23 protein-coding genes are annotated in these 20,639 nt (G+C 57.8%); 12 read left to right on the forward strand and 11 right to left on the reverse strand.

Annotation, left to right across the window (positions count from 1 at the left end; genetic code table 11):
- Positions 1-67 precede the first annotated feature (67 nt).
- The 3 genes from flaF (at position 68) to ACR0DS_RS14400 (ending at position 1,634) form a co-directional block, all read left to right on the forward strand.
- Positions 68-442: a flagellar biosynthesis regulator FlaF gene (gene flaF, locus ACR0DS_RS14390; protein ID WP_267366590.1), complete on the forward strand. Its 375-nt coding sequence runs from the start codon at positions 68-70 to the stop codon at positions 440-442.
- On the forward strand, positions 442-843 hold the full coding sequence (gene flbT, locus ACR0DS_RS14395; protein WP_480484134.1) for a flagellar biosynthesis repressor FlbT: 402 nt from the start codon (positions 442-444) through the stop codon (positions 841-843). Before flaF ends, flbT begins: the two co-directional genes overlap by 1 nt.
- Positions 844-983: 140 nt before the next feature.
- A complete protein-coding gene (locus ACR0DS_RS14400; protein WP_480616769.1) occupies positions 984-1,634 on the forward strand; it encodes a DUF1217 domain-containing protein in 651 nt (216 codons plus the stop codon).
- A gap of 75 nt (positions 1,635-1,709) precedes the next feature.
- On the opposite strand, the gene ACR0DS_RS14405 is transcribed toward ACR0DS_RS14400, so the two are convergent.
- From ACR0DS_RS14405 to ACR0DS_RS14415, 3 genes are all read right to left on the reverse strand, one after another.
- A complete protein-coding gene (locus tag ACR0DS_RS14405) occupies positions 1,710-3,284 on the reverse strand; it encodes a DUF427 domain-containing protein (protein WP_480488571.1) in 1,575 nt (524 codons plus the stop codon).
- 104 nt (positions 3,285-3,388) lie between these two features.
- Positions 3,389-4,090 (reverse strand): winged helix-turn-helix domain-containing protein, encoded by a 702-nt coding sequence (locus ACR0DS_RS14410; RefSeq protein WP_267365085.1) that lies wholly within the window; start codon positions 4,088-4,090, stop codon positions 3,389-3,391.
- Positions 4,062-4,349 carry a hypothetical protein gene (locus ACR0DS_RS14415; protein WP_480484131.1) on the reverse strand — a complete coding sequence of 96 codons (288 nt, stop codon included), beginning with the start codon at positions 4,347-4,349 and terminating at the stop codon, positions 4,062-4,064. The genes ACR0DS_RS14410 and ACR0DS_RS14415 overlap by 29 nt, the downstream gene beginning before the upstream one ends.
- Positions 4,350-4,525: 176 nt before the next feature.
- Here ACR0DS_RS14415 and ACR0DS_RS14420 point away from each other — a divergent pair, with 176 nt between their 5' ends.
- The 4 genes from ACR0DS_RS14420 (at position 4,526) to ACR0DS_RS14435 (ending at position 8,445) form a co-directional block, all read left to right on the forward strand.
- Positions 4,526-4,984 carry a hypothetical protein gene (locus ACR0DS_RS14420; RefSeq protein ID WP_480517879.1) on the forward strand — a complete coding sequence of 153 codons (459 nt, stop codon included), beginning with the start codon at positions 4,526-4,528 and terminating at the stop codon, positions 4,982-4,984.
- A 110-nt stretch (positions 4,985-5,094) separates the two neighbouring features.
- On the forward strand, positions 5,095-5,712 hold the full coding sequence (locus tag ACR0DS_RS14425; RefSeq protein WP_480555014.1) for a ribonuclease HII: 618 nt from the start codon (positions 5,095-5,097) through the stop codon (positions 5,710-5,712).
- Positions 5,713-5,819: 107 nt separating this feature from the next.
- Entirely contained in the window at positions 5,820-6,923 is a 1,104-nt protein-coding gene (locus tag ACR0DS_RS14430; RefSeq protein WP_209505001.1) for a site-specific DNA-methyltransferase, read from the forward strand.
- A gap of 139 nt (positions 6,924-7,062) precedes the next feature.
- Positions 7,063-8,445, forward strand: a complete 1,383-nt coding sequence (locus ACR0DS_RS14435; protein ID WP_480559994.1) for an adenylate/guanylate cyclase domain-containing protein — start codon at positions 7,063-7,065, stop codon at positions 8,443-8,445.
- Between the two features lie 65 nt (positions 8,446-8,510).
- Here ACR0DS_RS14435 and ACR0DS_RS14440 read toward each other — a convergent pair whose 3' ends face one another.
- A complete protein-coding gene (locus tag ACR0DS_RS14440; RefSeq protein WP_480559996.1) occupies positions 8,511-9,647 on the reverse strand; it encodes an alkane 1-monooxygenase in 1,137 nt (378 codons plus the stop codon).
- 61 nt (positions 9,648-9,708) lie between these two features.
- Positions 9,709-10,764: an A/G-specific adenine glycosylase gene (mutY, locus tag ACR0DS_RS14445; RefSeq protein ID WP_480559998.1), complete on the reverse strand. Its 1,056-nt coding sequence runs from the start codon at positions 10,762-10,764 to the stop codon at positions 9,709-9,711.
- Positions 10,765-10,845: 81 nt separating this feature from the next.
- Here mutY and ACR0DS_RS14450 point away from each other — a divergent pair, with 81 nt between their 5' ends.
- Positions 10,846-11,352: a DUF721 domain-containing protein gene (locus ACR0DS_RS14450; protein ID WP_480484125.1), complete on the forward strand. Its 507-nt coding sequence runs from the start codon at positions 10,846-10,848 to the stop codon at positions 11,350-11,352.
- A gap of 13 nt (positions 11,353-11,365) precedes the next feature.
- Complete coding sequence (locus ACR0DS_RS14455) at positions 11,366-12,028, forward strand: DsbA family protein (protein WP_480560001.1); 663 nt, start codon at positions 11,366-11,368, stop codon at positions 12,026-12,028.
- A gap of 36 nt (positions 12,029-12,064) precedes the next feature.
- On the opposite strand, the gene lpxK is transcribed toward ACR0DS_RS14455, so the two are convergent.
- The 5 genes from lpxK to ACR0DS_RS14480 all read right to left on the reverse strand — a co-directional run bounded on the left by lpxK (position 12,065) and on the right by ACR0DS_RS14480 (position 18,104).
- Positions 12,065-13,066 carry a tetraacyldisaccharide 4'-kinase gene (lpxK, locus tag ACR0DS_RS14460; protein WP_480560003.1) on the reverse strand — a complete coding sequence of 334 codons (1,002 nt, stop codon included), beginning with the start codon at positions 13,064-13,066 and terminating at the stop codon, positions 12,065-12,067.
- Positions 13,053-14,291, reverse strand: a complete 1,239-nt coding sequence (locus ACR0DS_RS14465) for a 3-deoxy-D-manno-octulosonic acid transferase (RefSeq protein ID WP_480484123.1) — start codon at positions 14,289-14,291, stop codon at positions 13,053-13,055. Before ACR0DS_RS14465 ends, lpxK begins: the two co-directional genes overlap by 14 nt.
- On the reverse strand, positions 14,288-15,088 hold the full coding sequence (locus ACR0DS_RS14470) for an inositol monophosphatase family protein (RefSeq protein ID WP_480560005.1): 801 nt from the start codon (positions 15,086-15,088) through the stop codon (positions 14,288-14,290). Before ACR0DS_RS14470 ends, ACR0DS_RS14465 begins: the two co-directional genes overlap by 4 nt.
- On the reverse strand, positions 15,075-16,421 hold the full coding sequence (locus ACR0DS_RS14475; protein ID WP_480560007.1) for a TldD/PmbA family protein: 1,347 nt from the start codon (positions 16,419-16,421) through the stop codon (positions 15,075-15,077). Before ACR0DS_RS14475 ends, ACR0DS_RS14470 begins: the two co-directional genes overlap by 14 nt.
- A gap of 168 nt (positions 16,422-16,589) precedes the next feature.
- The gene (locus tag ACR0DS_RS14480) at positions 16,590-18,104 is read right to left on the reverse strand and encodes a DUF2125 domain-containing protein (protein ID WP_480616771.1); all 1,515 of its coding nucleotides are present in this window, start codon (positions 18,102-18,104) and stop codon (positions 16,590-16,592) included.
- A 140-nt stretch (positions 18,105-18,244) separates the two neighbouring features.
- On the opposite strand from ACR0DS_RS14480, the gene ACR0DS_RS14485 reads away from it, so the two are divergent.
- Genes ACR0DS_RS14485 through ACR0DS_RS14495 form a run of 3 tightly spaced genes read left to right on the forward strand, consistent with a single transcriptional unit; the run spans position 18,245 to position 20,327 of the window.
- Positions 18,245-18,988 carry an SDR family oxidoreductase gene (locus ACR0DS_RS14485; RefSeq protein ID WP_480560011.1) on the forward strand — a complete coding sequence of 248 codons (744 nt, stop codon included), beginning with the start codon at positions 18,245-18,247 and terminating at the stop codon, positions 18,986-18,988.
- Positions 18,985-19,593 (forward strand): enoyl-CoA hydratase/isomerase family protein, encoded by a 609-nt coding sequence (locus tag ACR0DS_RS14490; protein WP_480560013.1) that lies wholly within the window; start codon positions 18,985-18,987, stop codon positions 19,591-19,593. The genes ACR0DS_RS14485 and ACR0DS_RS14490 overlap by 4 nt, the downstream gene beginning before the upstream one ends.
- A complete protein-coding gene (locus tag ACR0DS_RS14495; protein ID WP_480560015.1) occupies positions 19,590-20,327 on the forward strand; it encodes a VOC family protein in 738 nt (245 codons plus the stop codon). Before ACR0DS_RS14490 ends, ACR0DS_RS14495 begins: the two co-directional genes overlap by 4 nt.
- On the opposite strand, the gene ACR0DS_RS14500 is transcribed toward ACR0DS_RS14495, so the two are convergent.
- Positions 20,328-20,624 carry an HNH endonuclease gene (locus tag ACR0DS_RS14500; RefSeq protein ID WP_480560016.1) on the reverse strand — a complete coding sequence of 99 codons (297 nt, stop codon included), beginning with the start codon at positions 20,622-20,624 and terminating at the stop codon, positions 20,328-20,330.
- Positions 20,625-20,639 lie beyond the last annotated feature (15 nt).

Consider the following 20,639-nt stretch of genomic DNA (forward strand, 5'->3'; position numbering starts at 1 on the left):
GGTCCGGGGCGCGGTTTTCGCGCCCCGGTCGTGACTATCTGACGACGGCTTTTTGGAAGGATTTCAAGTGACCCCGCAAACCCTCGCTCAATACACCTATGCGCAAGCCGCCGCGCCGACGCGAACGCCCCGTGACACTGAATATGAGGCAATTTCCAGAATTACACGGCGTCTCAAGGCGGCCACGGCGCGCAAGGCAACGGATTTCTCGGCGTTTGTTCAGGCCGTGCACGAGAACCGCCGGTTATGGGGGGTGTTGGCGACAGGTGTCGCGGATTCGGCAAACGCTTTGCCGAACGATATTCGCGCCAGGATTTTCTACCTTGCCGAGTTTACGGAACTGCACAGCAGCCGCATTTTGGCGGACGGCGCGTCCATCGAACCATTGCTTGAAATAAACACGGCGATTTTGCGCGGATTGCGCCAGATGAGGGCAACCTGATGAGCGGGCTGGTTTTGAAACTCGCCCCGAAGGAAAGGGTGCTGATCAATGGTGTTGTGATTGAAAACGGCGACCGCCGTGGCCGGTTTTCGATCATGACGCCGCAGGCCAATGTCCTGCGGTTGCGCGATGCGATACATCCGGATGAAGTAAATACTCCGGTGCGCCGTGTCTGCTATGCCACGCAACTTGTTCTGTCCGGAGACATGGATCCGGCTCGGGCGCGTCAACACCTGTTGCGCAGCGTAGAAGAGCTGAGCCAAGTTTTTACGGATACAGATAGCCGTCGTGTATTGTCCGAGGCGACAGACGCGCTGGTGGCCGAGCAATACTATAAATGCCTCAAGTCACTTCGCTCGCTTCTCCCGCGCGAAGATCGGTTGATGGCCTATCAGCAATGAGCTTTCAACCTGTCATTCCGACTGGCGGGATCGTCGGCTGGCGGTTTCTGCAACGTACTTACCAAGGACAGTTTCAAAGTTTCTCGTCTTCGGCAGTGAATGAGAGGGAGACAAAGTATTTCCTGGACAACATTGGGAAAGTGAAGACCGCCGAACAGTTGGTTTCTGACCGCAGATTGTTGCAGGTCGCTTTGGGTGCCTTTGGGTTGGAAGGGGATGTGGATAACCGGTTCTTTATCCGGAAAATCCTGGAGGATGGAACACAGGCGGATGACGCTTTGTCCAATCGTTTGGCGGATAAACGTTACCGGGAGTTTTCGGATGCTTTCGGGTTTGGTCCGGGAGCTGTTCGAAAAACGGTGCTGGTCACAAATATGGAAGAGATAGCTCAGGCCAGCCTTTCAGCGCGGTTTGAGATCGCGGTCGGACAGTCAGATGAGACGATGCGCATTTCGCTTTATGCCCAGCGCGAGCTGTCTGATCTGGCGAAAAGCGGAAGCAGTACAGATACGAAATGGTTCGATCTTATGGGATTGCCACCGCTGCGCAAAATGATGGAAACGGCGCTTGGGCTACCACCATCATTCGCCCAACTGGATATCGACAAGCAATTGGTCGAGTTCAAAAGCCGGTTATTCCGTCTGACTGGATCGGATGATCTGGCACAGTTTTCCGACCAGAAGGCGGTTGAGAAACTCACCGACACCTATCTGGCCAGAAGTCAAATCGCGGGTCTTCAAAGTACGATCTCGTCAGCGCAGACCGCTTTGATCTTGCTTGGGGCTGTGTAATCAGAAGACGCGGGCAAAAGCCCTGGTCGCAATCTAGTACCCGACATCTCTCGTTTGACCTGCACAAACCAAAAGTTAACCGTTCAAAATCTCGTCGGCTGTGGTTTGCAATGCGTAGCATATAACGGGTCGAGTCACGTTGTGCAGGTTGACCGCGCCCAATGGTAAGGCGTTGGAACAGGCAGGCTCAATATCTTCGGACACGACTATGCGATGGCCTTCGGTTTTCCCATATTCGCCCAACCGCGCTGCTATGTTGGCCGCTTGTCCAATAACCGTAAAATCAAGTCGTTCACGAGAGCCCACATTGCCATAGGTGACGCGCCCATAAGCCACGCCAATAGAACAGTCGCAATGTATGCCGGTACCTGCTTTACGCAACTCTCCCAACGTTTCGACGATTTTGATTGCCGAGCGCTGGGCGTTGGCACGGGCCGCGCTGGCGTTTTCATCAGCTGCCGGAAATACCGCCAGAACAGCGTCACCAATGAATTTCAAAACTTCGCCTTCGTTTTCGTGAACGATACCCGAGACGGTTTCAAAAAACTCGTTCAAAACACTGATATATGTGCCCCGCCCCAGTTTCTCTTCGAGGCTTGTCGAGTTGCGGAGGTCACAGAACATGATTGCAGCGTCGATTTCATCCCCGTCACCGCGCCGGATCTCACCCCCCAACACGCGTGCGCCAGAGCGTTTTCCAACATATGTTTCCAGCAAAACCTGTGCATTCTCGCGTTGCATGAACACTTCGTAAAAGCGTGCGATTACCGAAGAGCATTCGAATACAAGGCCCAGATTCTCGGTGGTGAACCCGTTGGGATGGTCACAGGTCAGGGTCAGAACGTTGGTCCGACCGTCAGAGAAGGGCAACGGCATCGCGACATAGTCGGTGGCACCCTTTGCCCGCAACTCCTCCATGATTGGGAAGCTGTAATGCGGGTTATCGTCGTTCAATCTTTGCCGTACGCCGCCCAACCCGTTCGAGACATGGCGCAACGGGCTGTTGATGAAAGCCGGGTGATCATAGATTTCGTAGGTCGGGGCGCGGGTCAGAATCTCGTCCTGATCCTTTTCCCAGATATAGTGTTTGCCCGCGATCAGGGGGTGCAAGGACCATGCCAGAATGCTCAGCCGCTGGATGGCGATGCCGTGCTCCAGCATCTTCTCGGCCAATGCCTGGGTAAAGCTTTCGGGCGTGGTCGCGGCGGAAGCACCGCGCATCAGCCAGTCGATCAGTGGTCCGCTGATATTGCCGTCGTCAGGCTCGCGCAGGCGATTGTTGCCCAGGTCAATCCGGGTGTAGGCGCCGGACACAAACCCGATACAGCCCCGGATGTCCGCGCTTTCCGGCAGGGCTTGTTCATAAGCCCAGACGGAATTGGTCAGGGGCCCCGAGGCCAGTTGGATGTCGTGGTAAGTGGCGGTGCCTTTGAACGGGCAGAATGTTTGCAGGTCTGTTTCTTCGCTCAGATCCACACATACATCTGCGCGGGGAACGTAAATCGTTGGCGGCAAACGCGTTTCATACATCACCTTTGCGTTTGTGCTTTCAGCCAGAAGAATGTCGTTCCGGTAAATGGCAATCCTGCCTTCCAGCGGCTCAACTGAGATTCCATATCCATTCATCTGTGGCGCGGCGTGGACGTTCATAAGCGACCTCCTCTGCCTGGGGTTTGTTTAGAATGGGGCTTTCCACCTGACATTCCAAGAGGCTGCAACGGGAATTTACCGGGCGCGAGCGACGCGCCAAAACGTCAGACCATTTGAATGACGTCCTTCTCGATCGACAGCATATACCCCTTCTTGGCAATATTCTTGACCAGCAGTTCGCTGACCATCTGGTTGCCAAGCGCGTCGCGCAACCGCTTGATCCGTGTTGCGCCCGCGGCTTCGTCACAATCGGCGGCATCGCGACCGGAAATCATGGCCTCGATCTGGGCGCCGGACAATACCTCGTCATCCAACCGGGATTCCGCCAGAATCGACAAGGTTTCCATCGCGGCGGGCGTCAGTTTGAAATCCATGTTGTTAAGGTAGACAGTGTTTTCTTCGCGACTGATCAGCAGCGACGTTACCTGAATGCCGGTACGTTCGATCTGTGCCATGCGCCGGTTCAACAAGACCAGCATCACCAGAAAGACCAGTGCCGAGATCATCATCGCACTGGCAAAAACCAGCAGCACATAGATCACCATCCGGTAACTGGACAGGGTGTCAGCAAAGGCGGTGCCAGACTGGGCCAGAATTTCAAGCAGGCGAATCTCAGTCTGTGACGTCAGATCGGCCTCGACAAACAGCCGCTCGACACGTGCGTTGAACGCATTTGCGTCCGGCAAGGTCCAGAACAGGAAAACGGCAGCGGTGATCAGAATGACGACAATGGCCGCGATGCCCAGCACAACCAGACGGACACCCGACCGGCGTGCATCAGAAACGGAGATAGAATTGTCCGGCATTGCCTTTCCTCTGATCCAACCCTTCCGGCCCGAAAACGGACTGCACTTCAAGCAAGGTCCAACCCGACGCGTTCAGGCGCTGGGCGATTTCTGCCCGGGCCTGCCCCTTGTCGCAACTTGTGACCTGCATGACGCCGTAATGCAAACGCAGCGGGTTGTCCTTCTTGGCTTTGTAGTCCGCATAACAATCTGCCGCTGTCGCAGCAGAACCAAGCGATAACAGGGCCGCAAAGGTCAGAGAAGAGAGGATCTGTTTCATAGGCCGCATCCTGCGCATGAGTTGTCGCGATATTCAATAACCCAAGGGGTTTGCGGCCCCTGATATCCGATAACACCGGGCCGTTATTGCTTGTCTGGGGCAGGTGTCCCCACTTTCAGGGCAATCAGCACGCGGTCCGTCATACGGTCGCACGAACATCCGAAAGGACAGGCATCATGCATAAGAAATTCATCGCTTTGATCATTGCAACCGCAGTTGCGATTACCGGTGTTTCAGCTTCTCAGGCGAAGGCGGCCGACGCAAAGGACATTCTTGGGGGGCTGGCGGCCATCGCAATTATCGGTGCCGGTGTTCATTACTATAACAAGGAAAAGAAAAAGGACCGGGCAACGCGTCAACAGACCTATTCCCATACACCATATGTGGCGCAGCCAGTGCGCCCGTTGCCGCCGCATGTGGCGCGTTACGACCTGCCCCAGCGCTGCCTGCGCACCTATGATGGGTATTCGCAGGATCATCCGCTGCTTGGGCCGAAATGCCTTGAAAAACACTACAAACATGCCAATAGCCTGCCGCAAGAGTGCAAGGTCGGTTTCTGGAATGGCAAAAAGGTCAGGCAGGCCTATGAACCTGCATGCCTGCGCCAGAAGGGATACCGCGTCGTTTATCAGTAGTTTGGGTTGAGCAGGAACGGTGCCACAGAAGTGCCGTGAGAGAGAGGGTGGTGTGGGCCGCCCTCTCTTTTTTTCTTGCGGTACTGCGCGAAACGCGGTTTTCCAAGGGCATGACAATGCCGACTTTCGAACTTGAGCAGGCGCTGCTGGACATGGGCCACATCCGTATCGCAGGTGTGGATGAGGTCGGGCGCGGCCCATTGGCCGGGCCGGTTGTGGCTGCCGCCGTGATTCTGAACCCGCAGCACTTTCCTGATGGCCTGAATGACTCAAAAAAGCTGACCGCAAAACGCCGGGCTGCGCTGGACGCTGAGATTCGAAACACTGCTGAGTTCGCGGTAGCCGAAGCTTCTGTCGCCGAAATTGATGAGGTCAATATTCTGAGGGCGTCGCACTTGGCGATGATGCGCGCGGTGGAGGCGTTGACCTCGGCACCTGATTTTGTGCTGATTGATGGCAACCTGATACCGCAGGGTCTGAGAATTCCGTCACAGGCCGTTGTGAAGGGCGATGCACGATCGGTGTCGATCGCGGCTGCTTCGATCCTGGCGAAAAACTGGCGCGATCAGGTGATGGTGGATTTAGCGCAACAGCATCCGGGTTATGGGTGGGAAACCAACGCGGGCTATCCGTCAAAACAACACAAGGAAGCGCTGCGAAATCTTGGCGTGACCCCACACCATAGGCGTTCGTTCAAACCGGTGCACAATATCTTGTATCAAGAGTAAATCGTAAGTTGCTGATTCAAAAAAGAATTTGACGGCGAATCGACTTTGACTCATCCTTGTCTCAACCAAATGAGCGCAAAAGCGCCGTGGACACTTGAGGCAGTGATATGACAACAACCACCAAAAAGGGCGCAAAAGCGCTCCCTTTAAACACGATTCTCTCCGGGGACTGCATCGATGTGATGAACAGTCTACCCGAGGCATCTGTGGATCTGATTTTTGCGGACCCGCCGTATAACCTGCAATTGAAAGGTCAGTTGCATCGTCCGGATAATTCGCAGGTCGATGCGGTGGATGATCACTGGGATCAGTTCGCAAGTTTTGGAGCGTATGACCAGTTTACGCGCGAATGGCTGAAGGCGGCGCATCGTCTGCTGAAACCCAATGGTGCGATCTGGGTGATCGGGTCTTATCACAACATTTTCCGCGTGGGGTCAGCGCTGCAGGACGCCGGATACTGGATCCTGAACGATGTCGTGTGGCGCAAGTCGAACCCGATGCCGAATTTCCGCGGCAAACGGTTCACCAATGCGCATGAAACGATGATCTGGGCGTCCAAGCGCGAAGGCGCGAAATACACCTTCAACTATGAGGCGCTGAAAGCTCTGAACGAAGGTGTGCAGATGCGCAGCGACTGGGTACTGCCGATTTGCACCGGGCATGAGCGCCTGAAGGACGAAAACGGCGACAAGGCGCATCCGACGCAAAAACCGGAATCGCTGTTGCACCGCGTGCTGGTCGGCTCGACCAACCCCGGCGATGTGGTGCTGGACCCGTTCTTTGGTACCGGAACCACCGGGGCCGTCGCCAAGATGTTGGGGCGCGAGTTCATTGGTATCGAGCGAGAGGAAAGCTATCGCAAGGTGGCTGAAAAACGCATCGCCAAGGTCCGCAAGTTTGATCGCGAAGCTCTGGAAGTCAGCGCCAGCAAACGTGCCGAGCCACGCGTGCCATTCGGTCAGCTGGTCGAGCGCGGAATGTTGCGCCCGGGTGAAGAGCTCTATTCCATGAACCAACGTCACAAGGCGAAGGTGCGTGCGGACGGAACGCTGGTGGGCGACAATGTCAAAGGGTCAATCCATCAGGTCGGCGCGCATCTGGAAAACGCACCGTCCTGCAACGGCTGGACATACTGGTGCTTCAAACGGGACGGCAAGACCGTACCGATTGACATCCTGCGGCAACAGATCCGCGCAGAAATGCACAATTGAATTCACGAACACCGCCGGTGCCTGTGGCCTGACACATGGCACTATGCCTTGCCCCGCCGATCAACCGGCGGGGTCTTTTGTTTTGCCTTCAACAGTGATTGCATAAGGCTGCCAAGCCTCTGCAAGAAAGACCACGGCCATGACCGAGACGACCGCACAGCCCCGCCGAAGCCTGTTTTTCACCCAGCCCGATGCGTTTGATCTGGACAACAAATATACCGAGGCTGCGTTGGAACGGCACAAGCGCGAGGGTCTGGAACTGGCTGTGCGTGCGCGATGGGTGGCGATGGCGCTGACTGCGGTGCTGCTCATTTTTCTGAACCCGCAATGGGAGGTGCTTTGGTATCACTTCATTCTGCTGCTGATCTGCGGCAACGGGTGGTTGATCCGCCGTGCAGGTCGTGTCGGGCAATCGCGGGGCGAGTTGTTTTTGATTTTCGTCGACCTGCTGATCATGACGCTCGGGATGATCGTGCCCAATCCCTTCAGCGATGATGTCAGGCCATTGGCCATGCAATACCGGTTCGACAACTTTCAGTACTTCTTCGTCATTCTGGCCGCAGGCACGTTGGCTTATTCCTGGCGGACCGTGATCGCCATCGGAACCTGGACGGCGATGATGTGGACGATCGGTTGGATCGTTGCGTCGTGGGTCGCAACGCCTATTCCGGGGATCAGCGAAAAAGTTGCAGCCGCCCTGCAAGGCTACCCAGATGTTGCCGAGCTTCTGGATCCGAACAGTTTCATGGCGCCTCTGCGCATCCAGCAGGTGATCGTGTTCATGATGGTGGCCGTGACTTTGGGCATTTCGATGCAGCGGCTGAACCGGCTATTAATGAGCAACGCAGGGCTGGAACGGGAACGGGCCAACCTGTCACGCTATTTCTCGCCCAACGTGGTAGAGGAGCTGAGCCAGAATGACGAGCCGCTGAAACGGGTCCGAAAAGAGAATGTGGCCGTTCTGTTCATCGACATCGTCGGGTTTACAAAATACGCGGCCGGGCGTGACCCCTATGATGTGATCGAAGTGCTGCGAGGCTTTCACGCCCGCATGGAAACCGAGGTTTTTCGCCACCACGGAACCCTGGACAAGTATCTGGGGGATGGTCTGATGGCGACCTTTGGCACCCCGGTGCCTACACCGCTGGACGCGAGCAATGCGCTGGGATGCGCACGCGCGATGGTCGGCGTGATTGATCGATGGAACCTGGACCGCCGCCGGACGGGAGAGCCGGAAATCCGCGTCGGGATTGGGGTGCATTATGGCTCGGTCGTATTGGGCGACATTGGTGCGAACCGGCTTGAATTTGCTGTCATCGGGAATGCCGTCAATGTCGCGGCCAAGCTCGAGGCGCTGACGCGTGATTTGCAGGCGCGTATCGTGGTCAGTGATGCCGTGCGCGTGCGGATCGCAGAGGAAAACCAGTCTGCGTCTGTCGCCATGACTGGCTTTACAGAGCTTACCGATCAATCTGTGCGCGGCGTGGAAACACCGATGGATATCTGGGTGATGAAAGGCTGAAGACCTTACACCTCGCCAGAACAGTACCCAAAGCGCCGAGCCTGATGCGCCGGGCGGCGCATTGGTTACGCATCAGGTACCGGGTTCAGGGCCTTGTTATAGGCGTGCCAATCGGTGATCTCGGGGTAGTACTGGCGCCGCCATTCCCGGACCCGTGGGTTCATGACCCGCCGCCACAGCGGTGGGATCATCGCAGCCACAGTCATGACGGGATAGCCATAGGGCAGTTGCGGTGCCGTTTCGGGCGTGTGGTGTTGAAGCAGCGGGAACCGGCGGTTTGGTTTGTAGTGGTGATCCGAATGGCGTTGCAGATTGATCAACAACCAGTTTGAAGCTTTCTGCGAGGCATTCCAGGAATGTCTGGGTAGGACGTGCTCATACCGCCCGTCCCCCAGATGTTTCCGGGTCAGGCCGTAATGTTCCACGTAGTTGACCAGTTCCAGCTGCCAGATCGCGACCCCGGCCTGCAACAGAAACAGGGCCAGACCGGACCATCCTCCGATCAGCGCCGCCAGTGCCAGCATCCCCCCTTGCAACGCCCAGTACCGCCAGAACGGGTTGGAGCGGTCGGTCCAGGGGCGGTCCTTGCGGGCCAGTTTTCCGCGTTCGGCGTTGAAGGCCGAGACCAGACTTTGCCGCAACACCCTAGGGTAAAAGCGGTGAAACCCTTCGTTGTATCGCGCCGTCACCGGATCGCGTGGCGTTCCCACATGACGGTGATGGACCAGCAGATGCTCGGACCGGAAATGAGAATACAGCACCATGGCAAGAAGGATATCGCCAAGCCAGCGTTCCCAACGGCTTTTCTGATGCATCAGCTCGTGGCTGTAGTTGATACCGACCGTACCCGAGATAACACCCATACCAAAGAACAGGCCGATTTTCTCAGGCGTCGAAAGCTGACTGCCGTGGCTCGCGTACCAGATCAGGCCAAACAGGGTAAGGAACTGAAGGGGTGCCCAAAGCTTGGTCAGCAGGATATACCGTTGAAGAGCGTCGTCTGGCGTCTCAGGGTCCGCATTTCCCACGTTGAGCCCGGTGATCCGGTCCAGCACGGCAAAGACCCACCAGGTCGAGATCGGGATCAGCAGAACCCACCATCCGCCCGCGAAAGCAGTGAACCAGATCAGTGGGATCAACAGCAGGGACACCCAGAAGGGTGATGCCGATTGCCAGCGTGCCAACGAGACTGTTGCGCTCATCTCTGGTGCTCCTACTAGATGGGGACAGCCTAGCCGCGAGGCCAGGGAATGCACAGCGGTCTTATTGTCCTTTCCACAGATCATAGGCTTTGCGCATCACCGTGGGCAGGTCGCTGGGTTTGAAGCTGTGCTTTCCCACTGCGATTAGATGATCGGGAGCATCTTGACCGGTGGTTTCTGCGGTCCAGATTCTTAAAATCAGATGAAAATGCGTAAAAGTGTGGCGCACCTCGCCCGACACCATCTTCCAATCTGCCGCAAGCGGGGGGTGCTCGACCGGATCGTCAGCCCACTCCGATCCGGGCCAGCCCAGCATTCCGCCCAGCAGACCCTTGTCCGGTCGGCGCTCGAGCAGCAAGGCCCCATTTGGCATGCGCGCGATGTAAACGTGACCGTGACGGGTGGGTTTGGGCTTTTTCGGTGTTTTTCGGGGAAGATCAGCCTGTGTTCCCGCAAGCCGCGCTTGGCATGGATCGCGCAGCGGGCAAATGCCACATGCCGGGGATTTCGGTGTACAAATTGTGGCCCCCAAGTCCATGACCGCCTGAGCGTAATCACCGGGCCGATTAGAAGGTGTCAGCGCCGAGGCTTTTTCCTTCAGCAAGGGTTTCGAGCCGGGCAGCGGCGCATCAATGTCGTAAAATCGGGCCATGACGCGTTCGACATTGCCATCCAGAACCGTTTCAGGCTGATCGAAGGCGATGGCCGAGATTGCCGCAGCTGTATAAGGGCCGATTCCGGGTAATTTCAGCAGCGCATCATAAGTTTCGGGGAACTGACCATTGTGATCCCGCGTCACAACGCGGGCGCACTTCAAGAGGTTGCGCGCACGTGCGTAATACCCAAGGCCGGCCCATTCCCCCATGACCTGCTCATCCGGTGCGGCGGCCAACGCCTGAACCGTAGGCCAACGTGTCATGAAGCGCAGAAAGTAATCCCGCACCGCTGCTACAGTCGTCTGTTGCAACATCACTTCGGATAACCAGATCCGATAAGGGTCAGGGCGCACCCCGGCGGCGCGCTCTGCCGGTCCTGTGCGCCATGGCATGGCGCGAGCGTTGTGGTCATACCACTCCAGAAGCGCAGCGCTGACAGTGAATTCAAAGGAATCACGCAAGTTTTATTCGTCTCCCTGTCAGGTTTCGCTGGCACCCGGTGTTCTGCCTACTACAATAGCGGTGCAGGAGTTGGAAACCAGATGCAACGCAGACGTTCGTCAACCCGCGGGTTCAAGCGCACCGCGTCTTTGCTGAATGACCAGATCAGGCGCGCCGGGGAAAGCCGGGGCTTTGCTGTGTCACGTCTGTTGACCCATTGGGCCGAGATCGTGGGTCAGGATACCGCCGCTATCGCGCGCCCAGTCAGTGTCGGCTATGGCAAAGGCGGTTTTGGCGCGACCCTGACCGTTCTGACCACAGGTCCGCAGGCCCCGATGCTGGAAATGCAGAAGGAACAGCTGCGTGGTAAAGTGAACGCGGTTTACGGTTACAATGCCATCAGCCGTGTCCGCATTACTCAGACCGCTCCGACCGGATTTGCCGAGGGGCAGGCCAGTTTCGACCATAAACCGAAGCAAGCAAAACCCGAGATTGCACCTGAAATTGCAGCCGAGGCAGACAAAGTGTCACGCAGTGTAAATGATGAAGATTTGCGCGCGGCCCTTGAACGTCTTGGGCGCAACGTTTTATCCAAACAGAAACGCTGAGAAAGGGCTGAGAATGAGCCGTATTGCAACCGTAATCTGTGCAGCCGTCGCCGTGGCCGCTGGCGGCTATTGGGTGTCGCTGTCAAACTCTAACACAAGTTTCCCGCTGGTCAGTGCCGCCGAGGCGCAAGAGGCGGACCTGGATACATCCACCATCATTGACATGGTTCAGGGGGCCGAGGACGCGCCTGTCGAAATCATCGAATACGCGTCCTACACCTGCCCGCATTGCGCGAATTTCCACAAGAGCGCATATAAACAGCTCAAGAAGGATTTCATTGATACCGGTAAGGTCAAGTTCACCTATCGTGAGGTCTATTTTGATCGCTACGGTCTGTGGGCGTCGATGGTGGCCCGCTGCGCCGGTCCCGAGAAATTCTTTGGCATCACCGATCTGATCTATGAAGGTCAGGCAGAATGGACGCGCGCAGGAGGTCCGGCCGAGATTGTCGATGAACTGCGCAAGATCGGTCGTCTGGCAGGTATCGATGGCGACCAGCTTGAGGCCTGTTTGCAGGATGGCACCAAAGCACGGACATTGGCCGCGTGGTATCAGGAAAACGCTGAACGCGATGGAATTCAGGCAACCCCGTCCTTCATCGTGAACGGCAAGAAAGTTGACAATCAGTCCTACGCGGACTTCAAAAAGCTGATCGAAGCAGAGCTCGGCAGCTGACCCGACCCCGGCTGGCCTCGCTGGGGCCAGCCTGGTTTACTTTGGTGAAGGGGCGGCTTTCAAAAGCATGTCCCTGACCCTGTCGGCGTCTGAAATCTGAAGCCGAACCGGCAAAGTGATCACCTTGCTTCGGAAAGCGGGCGGCAGGCGAACGGCGTCTTTTTCGGTGGTGACCATCTGAGCGCCCAACAAACGCGCCTCGTTTTCCAGTCGGGTCATTAGGGCCTGTGTCAACGGTTGGTGATCGTCCAACGCCTCGGCGCGTACCAGATCCACACCCAGCCGCCGCAGGGTTTGGAAGAACTTTTCGGGATAGCCGATGCCTGCAAACGCCAACGCACGTGTTTCTGACCAATCCATACCGGTTTGCAGGGGTTCGACCGCCCCGGTGACGTGGGGAACGGACAACCGGCGTTTCCAGTTGTCGGCAAATACCTTTTGTGCCGCCTCTTCCCCCAAGGACAGTACAAGATCGGCCCGTTTCAGGCCGATATCGACGGGCTCTCGCAACGGACCGGCTGGCAGGCATAAACCGTTTCCAAATCCGCGCTGGGCGTCCACAACGATAATCGAGAAATCCTTGGCGACCGAAGGGTTCTGAAAGCCATCATCCAAAACGATCACCGTTGCCCCCGCTGCGGCCGCTGCACGCCCGCCCGCCGCCCGATCCTTGGCGACCCAGACCTCGGCAAACATCGCCAGCAACAGCGGCTCGTCCCCCACCTCGGCGGCGGTGTGCCTGCCCGGATCGACCTGCACCGGGCCTTCCAGTGACCCGCCATGTCCTCGCGTCACGACATGCGGTTTGTGCCAGGCATTACCCAATTGTTCGAGGGTCCAGATCACGGTGGGCGTTTTCCCGGTTCCACCTGCATTGAGATTGCCGATGCAGATCACGGGCACACCGGGATTTTCCCCTGATTTCGAGGCAATCCTGCGGGCCGTCGCCGCGGCATAAAGGCGGCCCAGCGGGGCCAGCAGCCGCGCCCTCAGACCCGGCTGGTCCGGAGGAGTGTTCCAGAAATCAGGTGCCCGCATGATCTGCGCTCCGCTGGTCCAGAATATCCTGCACCATTTCGATAAGGGTGTCTGCCTGCGGCGCACCTTCGGTGATTATCTGCCATCCAGCCAAAGCCATGTCAGCGGCGCGGTCTGGTGCCAGAAGCTGTACGACTGCATCGCCCAACTCGGTTGCTGACTTGACCTCATTGGCTGCCCCTGCCTGTTGAAGGTGGGCGTAAAGCTCGTGATGGCGATGCACGAATGGTCCAGAAATTATGGCGGACCCCAGCGCGATTGCGTCGGACGGGTCCTGACCACCTGCGCCGCGTTCCATTGAACTGGCCATGAACGTCACTGCCGACACGCGGTGCCACAACCCCAGATTTTCGGGGTCTGCAGTCAGAACGACCTGCGTGCTGTCTTCGATCAAGTCACCATCGTCCCAGTTGACACAGCGTAAATCCATCGTCTCCAGCCGCCGTTTTAGGGGGGCAGCCTCGTGAACGTCGGCGACGTGAAGTACCAGAACCAGCCGGTGCAACAGGCGCAATGCCTGACGATGTGCTGTCAGAACCGAAATGAACTCTTTGTCCTGCACCCAGGCAGCCAGCCAAACGGGTCGCCCTGCCAGCGTGTGGTTGGTTTCGATCAGCTCGTCTTCTGGCCAAGGTCTTGGATTTGGGCTGATGCGCAAAGGTGGCGATTCTTCGACTGTTGAAAACGGGATGCCAAGTCTCCGGATGTGTCGGGCGGTTTCAGAATTTGCAGTCAGTATCTTGCGAAAGCAGCTAAAGGTCACTCTGGTTATGTCTGGCAGCCAGCGCGCGTTCCGGGACAGTGCAACGGTAAATTGGGCGTCGAACAACACCAAGGGTACGGCCTGTTCATCGGCTCGGGTTATGATGTTGGGCATCAGATCACCACCGACCCAAATCCCGATACCTGGGCGCCAGTATTCGATAAAGTCACGCGCGGCCCCGCTTTGCTCCTGAGGCAGGTTGATCAGGGGAAAACTGCATTCCGGCCAGGCTGACAGATCCGCGTCCGGCGGGGCGGTCAATAGAAAGTGCAGCTCGGATCGGGACTGAAGCAACCGGCGGCAAAAATCACTCACCGCCCGCAGGCGGTCTGGCGTGGCGACGTGCATCCACACGACCTCGCCTTCGGGGCGTGGCAGGTCGGTTTTTACACCAACGCCGTTCCGCATTCTCCAGGACAGCACCCGATAAGCGGCAAGGCTTAATGAGCGCGGTTTGCTCATGCGCCGATTCCGGGCCCGATCGGGTCCAGCTGAGCCCACAGTTGCCCGTGGATCGCGGTGCTGGCGGCGATTACGCCATTCAGCCTGGGGTGGGCATTGTTGAAGATCAGCGGTTGACCCAAACGGTCTGAACAGACGCCGCCTGCCTCTCGGATGATCAGATCGCCAGCGGCAATATCCCATTCCCAGCTGGGGCGAAGGGTCAGCATAGCATCGAACCGCCCCTGTGCGACCAGCGCCATGCGATAGGCAAGCGAGGGTCGATATGCGCGGTGGAAGGCTGGAACATTCTGATTGCGCCAGTGCTGTGTGTCCAGATTTGGTTTGGCGGCCAGAACCTGAGATTGCAATAGCTCAGGCGTTTTTGATGTCGTGATCATTTGCCCGTTGAGAGTGGCGCCCTGACCCTGCGCCGCAGCATAAAGCAAGTCGCGCATCGGCAGGTAGATTACAGCGGCAGTCACAATGCCATCCACGGCAACAGCCAGCGAATGCGCCCAGGTGCGCGCGCCTTCGGTAAAGCTGCGGGTGCCGTCAATCGGATCGACGATAAAGGCGTTGCTGCGGTTCAACCGCTCGGGCGAATCCTCGGATTCCTCGCTGAGCCAGCCATAGCCCGGTCGCGCAGCGCACAGCTTTTCTTCCAGCATCGCGTTGACGGCCAGATCGGCCTCGGTCACCGGACCGGCGCCACCGGGTTTGTCCCAACGCTGTGCCTGCGTCCCGGAATAGCGTGTAGCGATCTTGCCGGCCTCAATCGCGGCCTCAATCAGAAGGGGCAGATCAGTTGCCGGCAAGTGTCATTCCTTCAATCAACAGCGACGGGACCACGCGCGACAAATATGGGCGGGCGTCATTGGCGGGAATGATCCGCCGCAGCATATCACGCAGATTGCCTGCGATTGTGCATTCGTTGACAGGATGCGTGATCACACCGTTTTCGACCCAAAAACCTGATGCACCACGGGAATAGTCGCCCGTATTGGGGTTGATCGTCGATCCGATCATGGACGTGACCAGCAAACCGGTGCCCATATCGCGCAACAGATCGTTGCGACTGCGGGTTCCCTGCGTAAGGCTCAGGTTCCAGTTGCTGGGTGAGGGTGGGCCGGACACACCGCGCGCAGCGTTGCCTGTTGAGTCCATTCCCAGCTTGCGGCCACTCGACAGATCCAGTGTCCAGCCCGTCAGGACACCGTTTTCCACGATCACCCGGCGCTGCGTGGGCAGACCTTCGGCATCAAATGGGCGCGAGCCTGAGATGCGCGGGCGGTACGGATCTTCGATCAGTGACAGATGCGCAGGCAGCACGTCTTGCCCCAGGCAATCCTTCAGCCAAGACGCGCCGCGCGCAATCGCGGCCCCATTGCTGGCGGCTAGAAGATGCCCGATCAGCGAAGACGAGATACGTTCATCAAACAACACCGGGAAACTGCCGGTCGCCGGTTTGCGCGCGCCAACCTGTTGCACAGCGCGTTCCCCTGCTTTGCGCCCAATCTCAGCCGCGTCGCGCAAGTCGGATTGAAACGTCCGGCTGTCACCGTCATAGTCGCGCTCCATCCCGGTGCCTTCACCAGAGATCGCAACGCATGAGATGGATCGGCTGCTGCGCTCATACCCACCGGAAAACCCGTTTGTAGCCGCCAGATGCACCCGGTGCGTTCCGTAGCTTGCAGCCGCATCCGACACCTGCGTGACGCCTTTTACTGTCAGTGCTGCGGCCTCGGCGGCCAGCGCATCCTGCATCAGGCTTTCTGCGGACGGGGCCGGGGCAGTGTCCAGCAATTCCAGTGACTGAATATCCCAGTCACAGGCCAGTTGGCTTTTGTCCGCCAGCCCGGAATAGGGATCTTCGGGCGCTTCTTTTGCCATGGCCACGGCGCGTTCGGCCATCGCCGCAAGGGTTTCCGGGCGGCTGTCAGAGCTGGACACAATGGCTGAGCGTTTACCCAGAAACACGCGCAAACCCAGATCAGCGCCTTCCGAGCGTTCCGCATGTTCCAGTGCGCCGCCCCGCACATCGACCGAGACCGAGGACCCTTCGAGAACGATGGCATCTGCCGCTTCTGCGCCTGCCCGGCGAGCAACATCGAGCAATTGTTGGCTGATTTCTTCTGGTGTGCGGGTCATGAGGTCTCCGGGTTGATTGCCAAGGACCTAGCCTTGCACCGCCCGCCCCGCAAGACCTGTGACCGGATTGTGCTGTGTGGATCGGGATAAATCCATGCCGCTACCGGGTTTGGCACAAGGTTCCCAGGAATGGAAAGGGCCGCACTGCGCGGCCCTTTCAGTTGGGTATCACTTGATACGCTGGCCATTCGCCAAAATCTGACCGTCTTCCGTGAATTCGATGGTCGAGTTCAGGGTGTCAGGCTCATCGCCGGGGACAGCCATCAGACCCATCATCATCCGCGCGCCCAGCGCATCGTCGTCCGAAATGAGGCCCATGCCGATCAGCGTATCGATCAGCTGATTGGCGCCAACAAGTTCCAGGTTTGCCACGCCGCTTGGGCTGGGCATTCCGCCAAACTCTTCTGTGTTCGAATTGTCGAAGGCGAAATCGCCATCACCGGTCAGTTTGGCACCAACCAACGAAACCAGAAGCTGGCTGATTTTCAGCGAATGTAACTCACCCGGAGCCTCATCCGACTCAACGTCGATTTCTGGATCGAAGATGTTCATCAGAACTTTTGCCGTGCCGGTCGTTTCCAGTGCGATTGTCGCCGGATCGCGGGGCAGCGCGCCTGCCGGGTCAAAAATGCCCCACAGGACATCAGACATGGTGAAATCGGTCATGTTGAGGCCAAAGGCGAAGGGCTGTATTTCGTCCGATTGCTGGATCGGGAATTCGAAGTTCAACCCTGCACTGGCCATGGACAACTCGATCGGGAACGGCAGATCCGCTGTTGTCACCGCCAGTTTGGTGCTGTTCTGCGCGATGTCATAGGCGATGCGCTCGGCGTCGATGCTGGCGGCAAAGTGCCCACCCTCCGAGGTGCTGTTCATCGAGAACGCCTGGCCTTCGCTGGTCCCGCTCAGATCGGTGCTGCCGGATGCATAGGTAAACGTGCCATCAAAGGCGAAACCCGCTTGGTAAAACGCCTGCGGATCAGACATGTCAAAATCCAGTGGGATCACGTTTTCGCCTTCAAAGGCCAGTTGGCCCAGTTGGCCATTGATCAGCCCGCTTTCACCACTTTCCGGATCCTGAAAGTTCAGGTTATAGGTCAGTGTATCGCTGTTGAATGTCTGGGTGATGTTTCGGTGTTCGCCGATTTGCATCCGCGACCGACCGGCCAGATCACCTGCCTCGATCGCGATGCTGAAAACCTCGTTCGGCAGCGGTTCGCCATCGACTTCGATCGAATCCAGTGCAATGCCCAGTTTGTCAGCGGTGTAGTCATAAGTCATGTCTTCGGGTGTACCCGAAACGACCATGTTCAGCCGGCTGTGCGAATAAATCACTTTGGCTGCAAACTCTTCATCGTCGGCTGTTCCCGTGACCTCCATGGGAAAGCTCTCGGGCAATCCGATGGTAACGGTTCCGTCACCATTTTCGGTCAGCGTCATTTCCGGCATGACCATCTGGAACTGCCCGTCTTCTTCCGGAAAGGTCAAAGAAAGTGTCATGTTCGAAATAGTGGTGACGTCACCGGCGATGCTTTCGTCTCCTGTAACGGTGTAGCCCATTGATGTGAAATAGCTTTGCCAGTCGGACCAGACATCATTTGCAGTAAGGTCGGCGAACGCGCCCTGGGTCGCGACGGCATAAGCCAGAACAGCACCGCAGCTGCGGTGGAGGAAAACGGACATAAGGTAACCCTTCTTGATCAATTTGCGGCGCATGGTCGGGGTTGTGGCACCTATCGTCAAGGGGGCAAGGGCTGGACCATTTCCCCGTTTCCGCGTTACGGCTGTTGCCGGGATCAATAACAATGCGTGAGGAGAGGCGAATGCAGGGGAAAACAGTTCTGATAACCGGGGCCAGCCGTGGTATCGGGGCCGAAGCGGGGCGCGTTTTTGCCGCAGCCGGAGCCAATGTCGCATTGGTGGCCCGCAGCCGAAATCAGATAGACGCCTTGGCCGCTGAACTGGGTGATCAGGCCATCGCGCTGGCCTGCGATGTCAGCTATTTCGCGCAGGTCGAGCAGGCTGTGGCCACATGTGTGGATCGGTTCGGCGGGCTGGATGTTCTGATTGGCAATGCCGGTGTGATCGATCCGATCTTTCATCTTTCCAACGCCGATCCTGAGGCCTGGAGCAAAGCCATCGACATCAACCTCAAAGGCGTTTTCTACGGGATGCGTGCGGCATTGCCGGTGATGCGGGCCGCCGGGGGCGGAAGCATTCTGACCGTCTCGTCCGGCGCGGCGTCCAACCCGGTTGAGGCGTGGAGCCATTATTGCGCGTCAAAGGCCGGGGCAAAAATGCTGACGGAATGCCTGCATCTGGAAGAAGCCCAGCACGGCATTCGCGCAATGGGGCTGTCGCCGGGGACGGTTGCCACGGATATGCAGCGGTCCATCAAGGCAAGCGGCATCAATCTGGTCAGTCAACTGGATTGGGACGCGCATATTCCCGCAGACTGGCCAGCGCGTGCCCTGTTGTGGATGTGTTCCAAGGACGCGGATGAATACTTGGGAACGGAAATCTCGCTGCGCCTGGAAGACATCCGAAAAAGGGTCGGGCTGATATGATCGACCTGGCGAAAGAGGATGGCCTGTGGGTCGTTACGATCAACAATCCCGAAAAGGCAAACGCCCTGACTGGAGCGATGCTGAATGAACTGGCCGGGATTGCCGAGGCTGCAACCAGCGCGCGGGCGCTGATCCTGACGGGCGCGGGCAAAGTGTTCAGCGCCGGGGCCGATCTGGACGAGGCGCGCGCCGGTCTGGCCACCTCTGACGTCTGGGAAAGACTGTCCGGTGCCATCGCCGCATTGCCCTGCCTGACCATTGCCGCGTTGAACGGAACTTTGGCTGGTGGGGCCAATGGCATGGCTTTGGCCTGTGACCTTCGCATTGCGGTGCCGACAGCCAAGTTTTTCTATCCGGTGATGAAGCTGGGGTTTCTGCCGCAACCGTCCGATCCGAAACGGTTGGCGGCATTGGTGGGTCCGGCCAGAACCAAGTTGATCCTGATGGCAGGTCAGAAGATCACCGCGCAAGAGGCGTATGACTTTGGTCTGGTTGATCGGATCGTCGAACCCGATCACCTGATGCAAACCGCGCGTGAGCTTGTGACAGACAGCGTGAACGCTGACCCCGTTATCGCCGCGGACATCGCAAGGATGTGTTCATGAGGATTTCGGCCATTCGGTTGCGGGTCACTGACCCGAAAAGACTGGCCGTATTCTATCGCGACGTTCTGGGTATGCGGGTTGACCCGCAGGTGTCAGGTTGCCGCGTCGGCTACAACTCGGAAGATGCGGACCTTCTGCTGCTGCCGGGTGGCGGCGGATACACCCATGACCGGGGCCAAAGATATTGGAAGATCGGAATTACCGTTCCTGATGTCGATCTTGCGGCAGCGCATCTGCGCGCATTGGGTACTGCGGTAAGCACGCCGAGCCAGTTTCTGGATATCGGGTATATGTGCCATCTGGCTGATCCCGAAGGGTTTGTCATCGAATTGCTGCAACATGATTTCGAAGGTAACAAACCGGCGCAGGTGGCATATCCAGATGCTCCGTTTGCGCAGGCCCGGATCGGTCAGATAACCCTTCGGACCGGTGATATTGCGGGTGAGGGCGCGTTTTGGCGCGCGCAAGGCATGTCCTTGCTGTCAATGCAGGAGGTGGCCCCCCATGGCTTTGATCTGCATTTCTACGCCTTTACCGACGAAACCCCTCCAAACCCCGATTTGTGGGCCGTCGAGAATCGCGAATGGTTGTGGAAGCGACCGTATACGACATTGGAATTCCAGCATCTTGCGGGTGCGCAGTTTGCGCCCGTACCGGATTACCAGGGAATAGAAGTCGAAGGGTTGGCCGCACCTTTGAAAGACGCCTTTGGCGATCCGGTCCTGCCGGGCTGATCACCTGTTGCGTCGCTTGCCCGGAACTTTCGACCGAAATCCGGGTGGGCGTTTACGCACCCAGATCAGGAATTTCTCAAGCCTGGGATGCGCGCGCAAGGCTGCGACCGTGTTGTAACTGCGCGCCAGTTCGGCCTCGGTCAGGGTGGCATGGACCTCTTTGTGGCAAATCTGGTGCAGAAGAACGGTGGGTCCGCCCTTGCCTCCTTTGAGTTTTGGGATCAGATGATGCAGGCTGCCACCCCTGCTGGGGATTGGGCGGTCGCAGAGCGGGCAGATCGGATCGGTGTTCGTCATAATGGTTTGAAACTT

The sequence above is a fragment of the Ruegeria sp. AF5 genome (assembly GCF_056541905.1).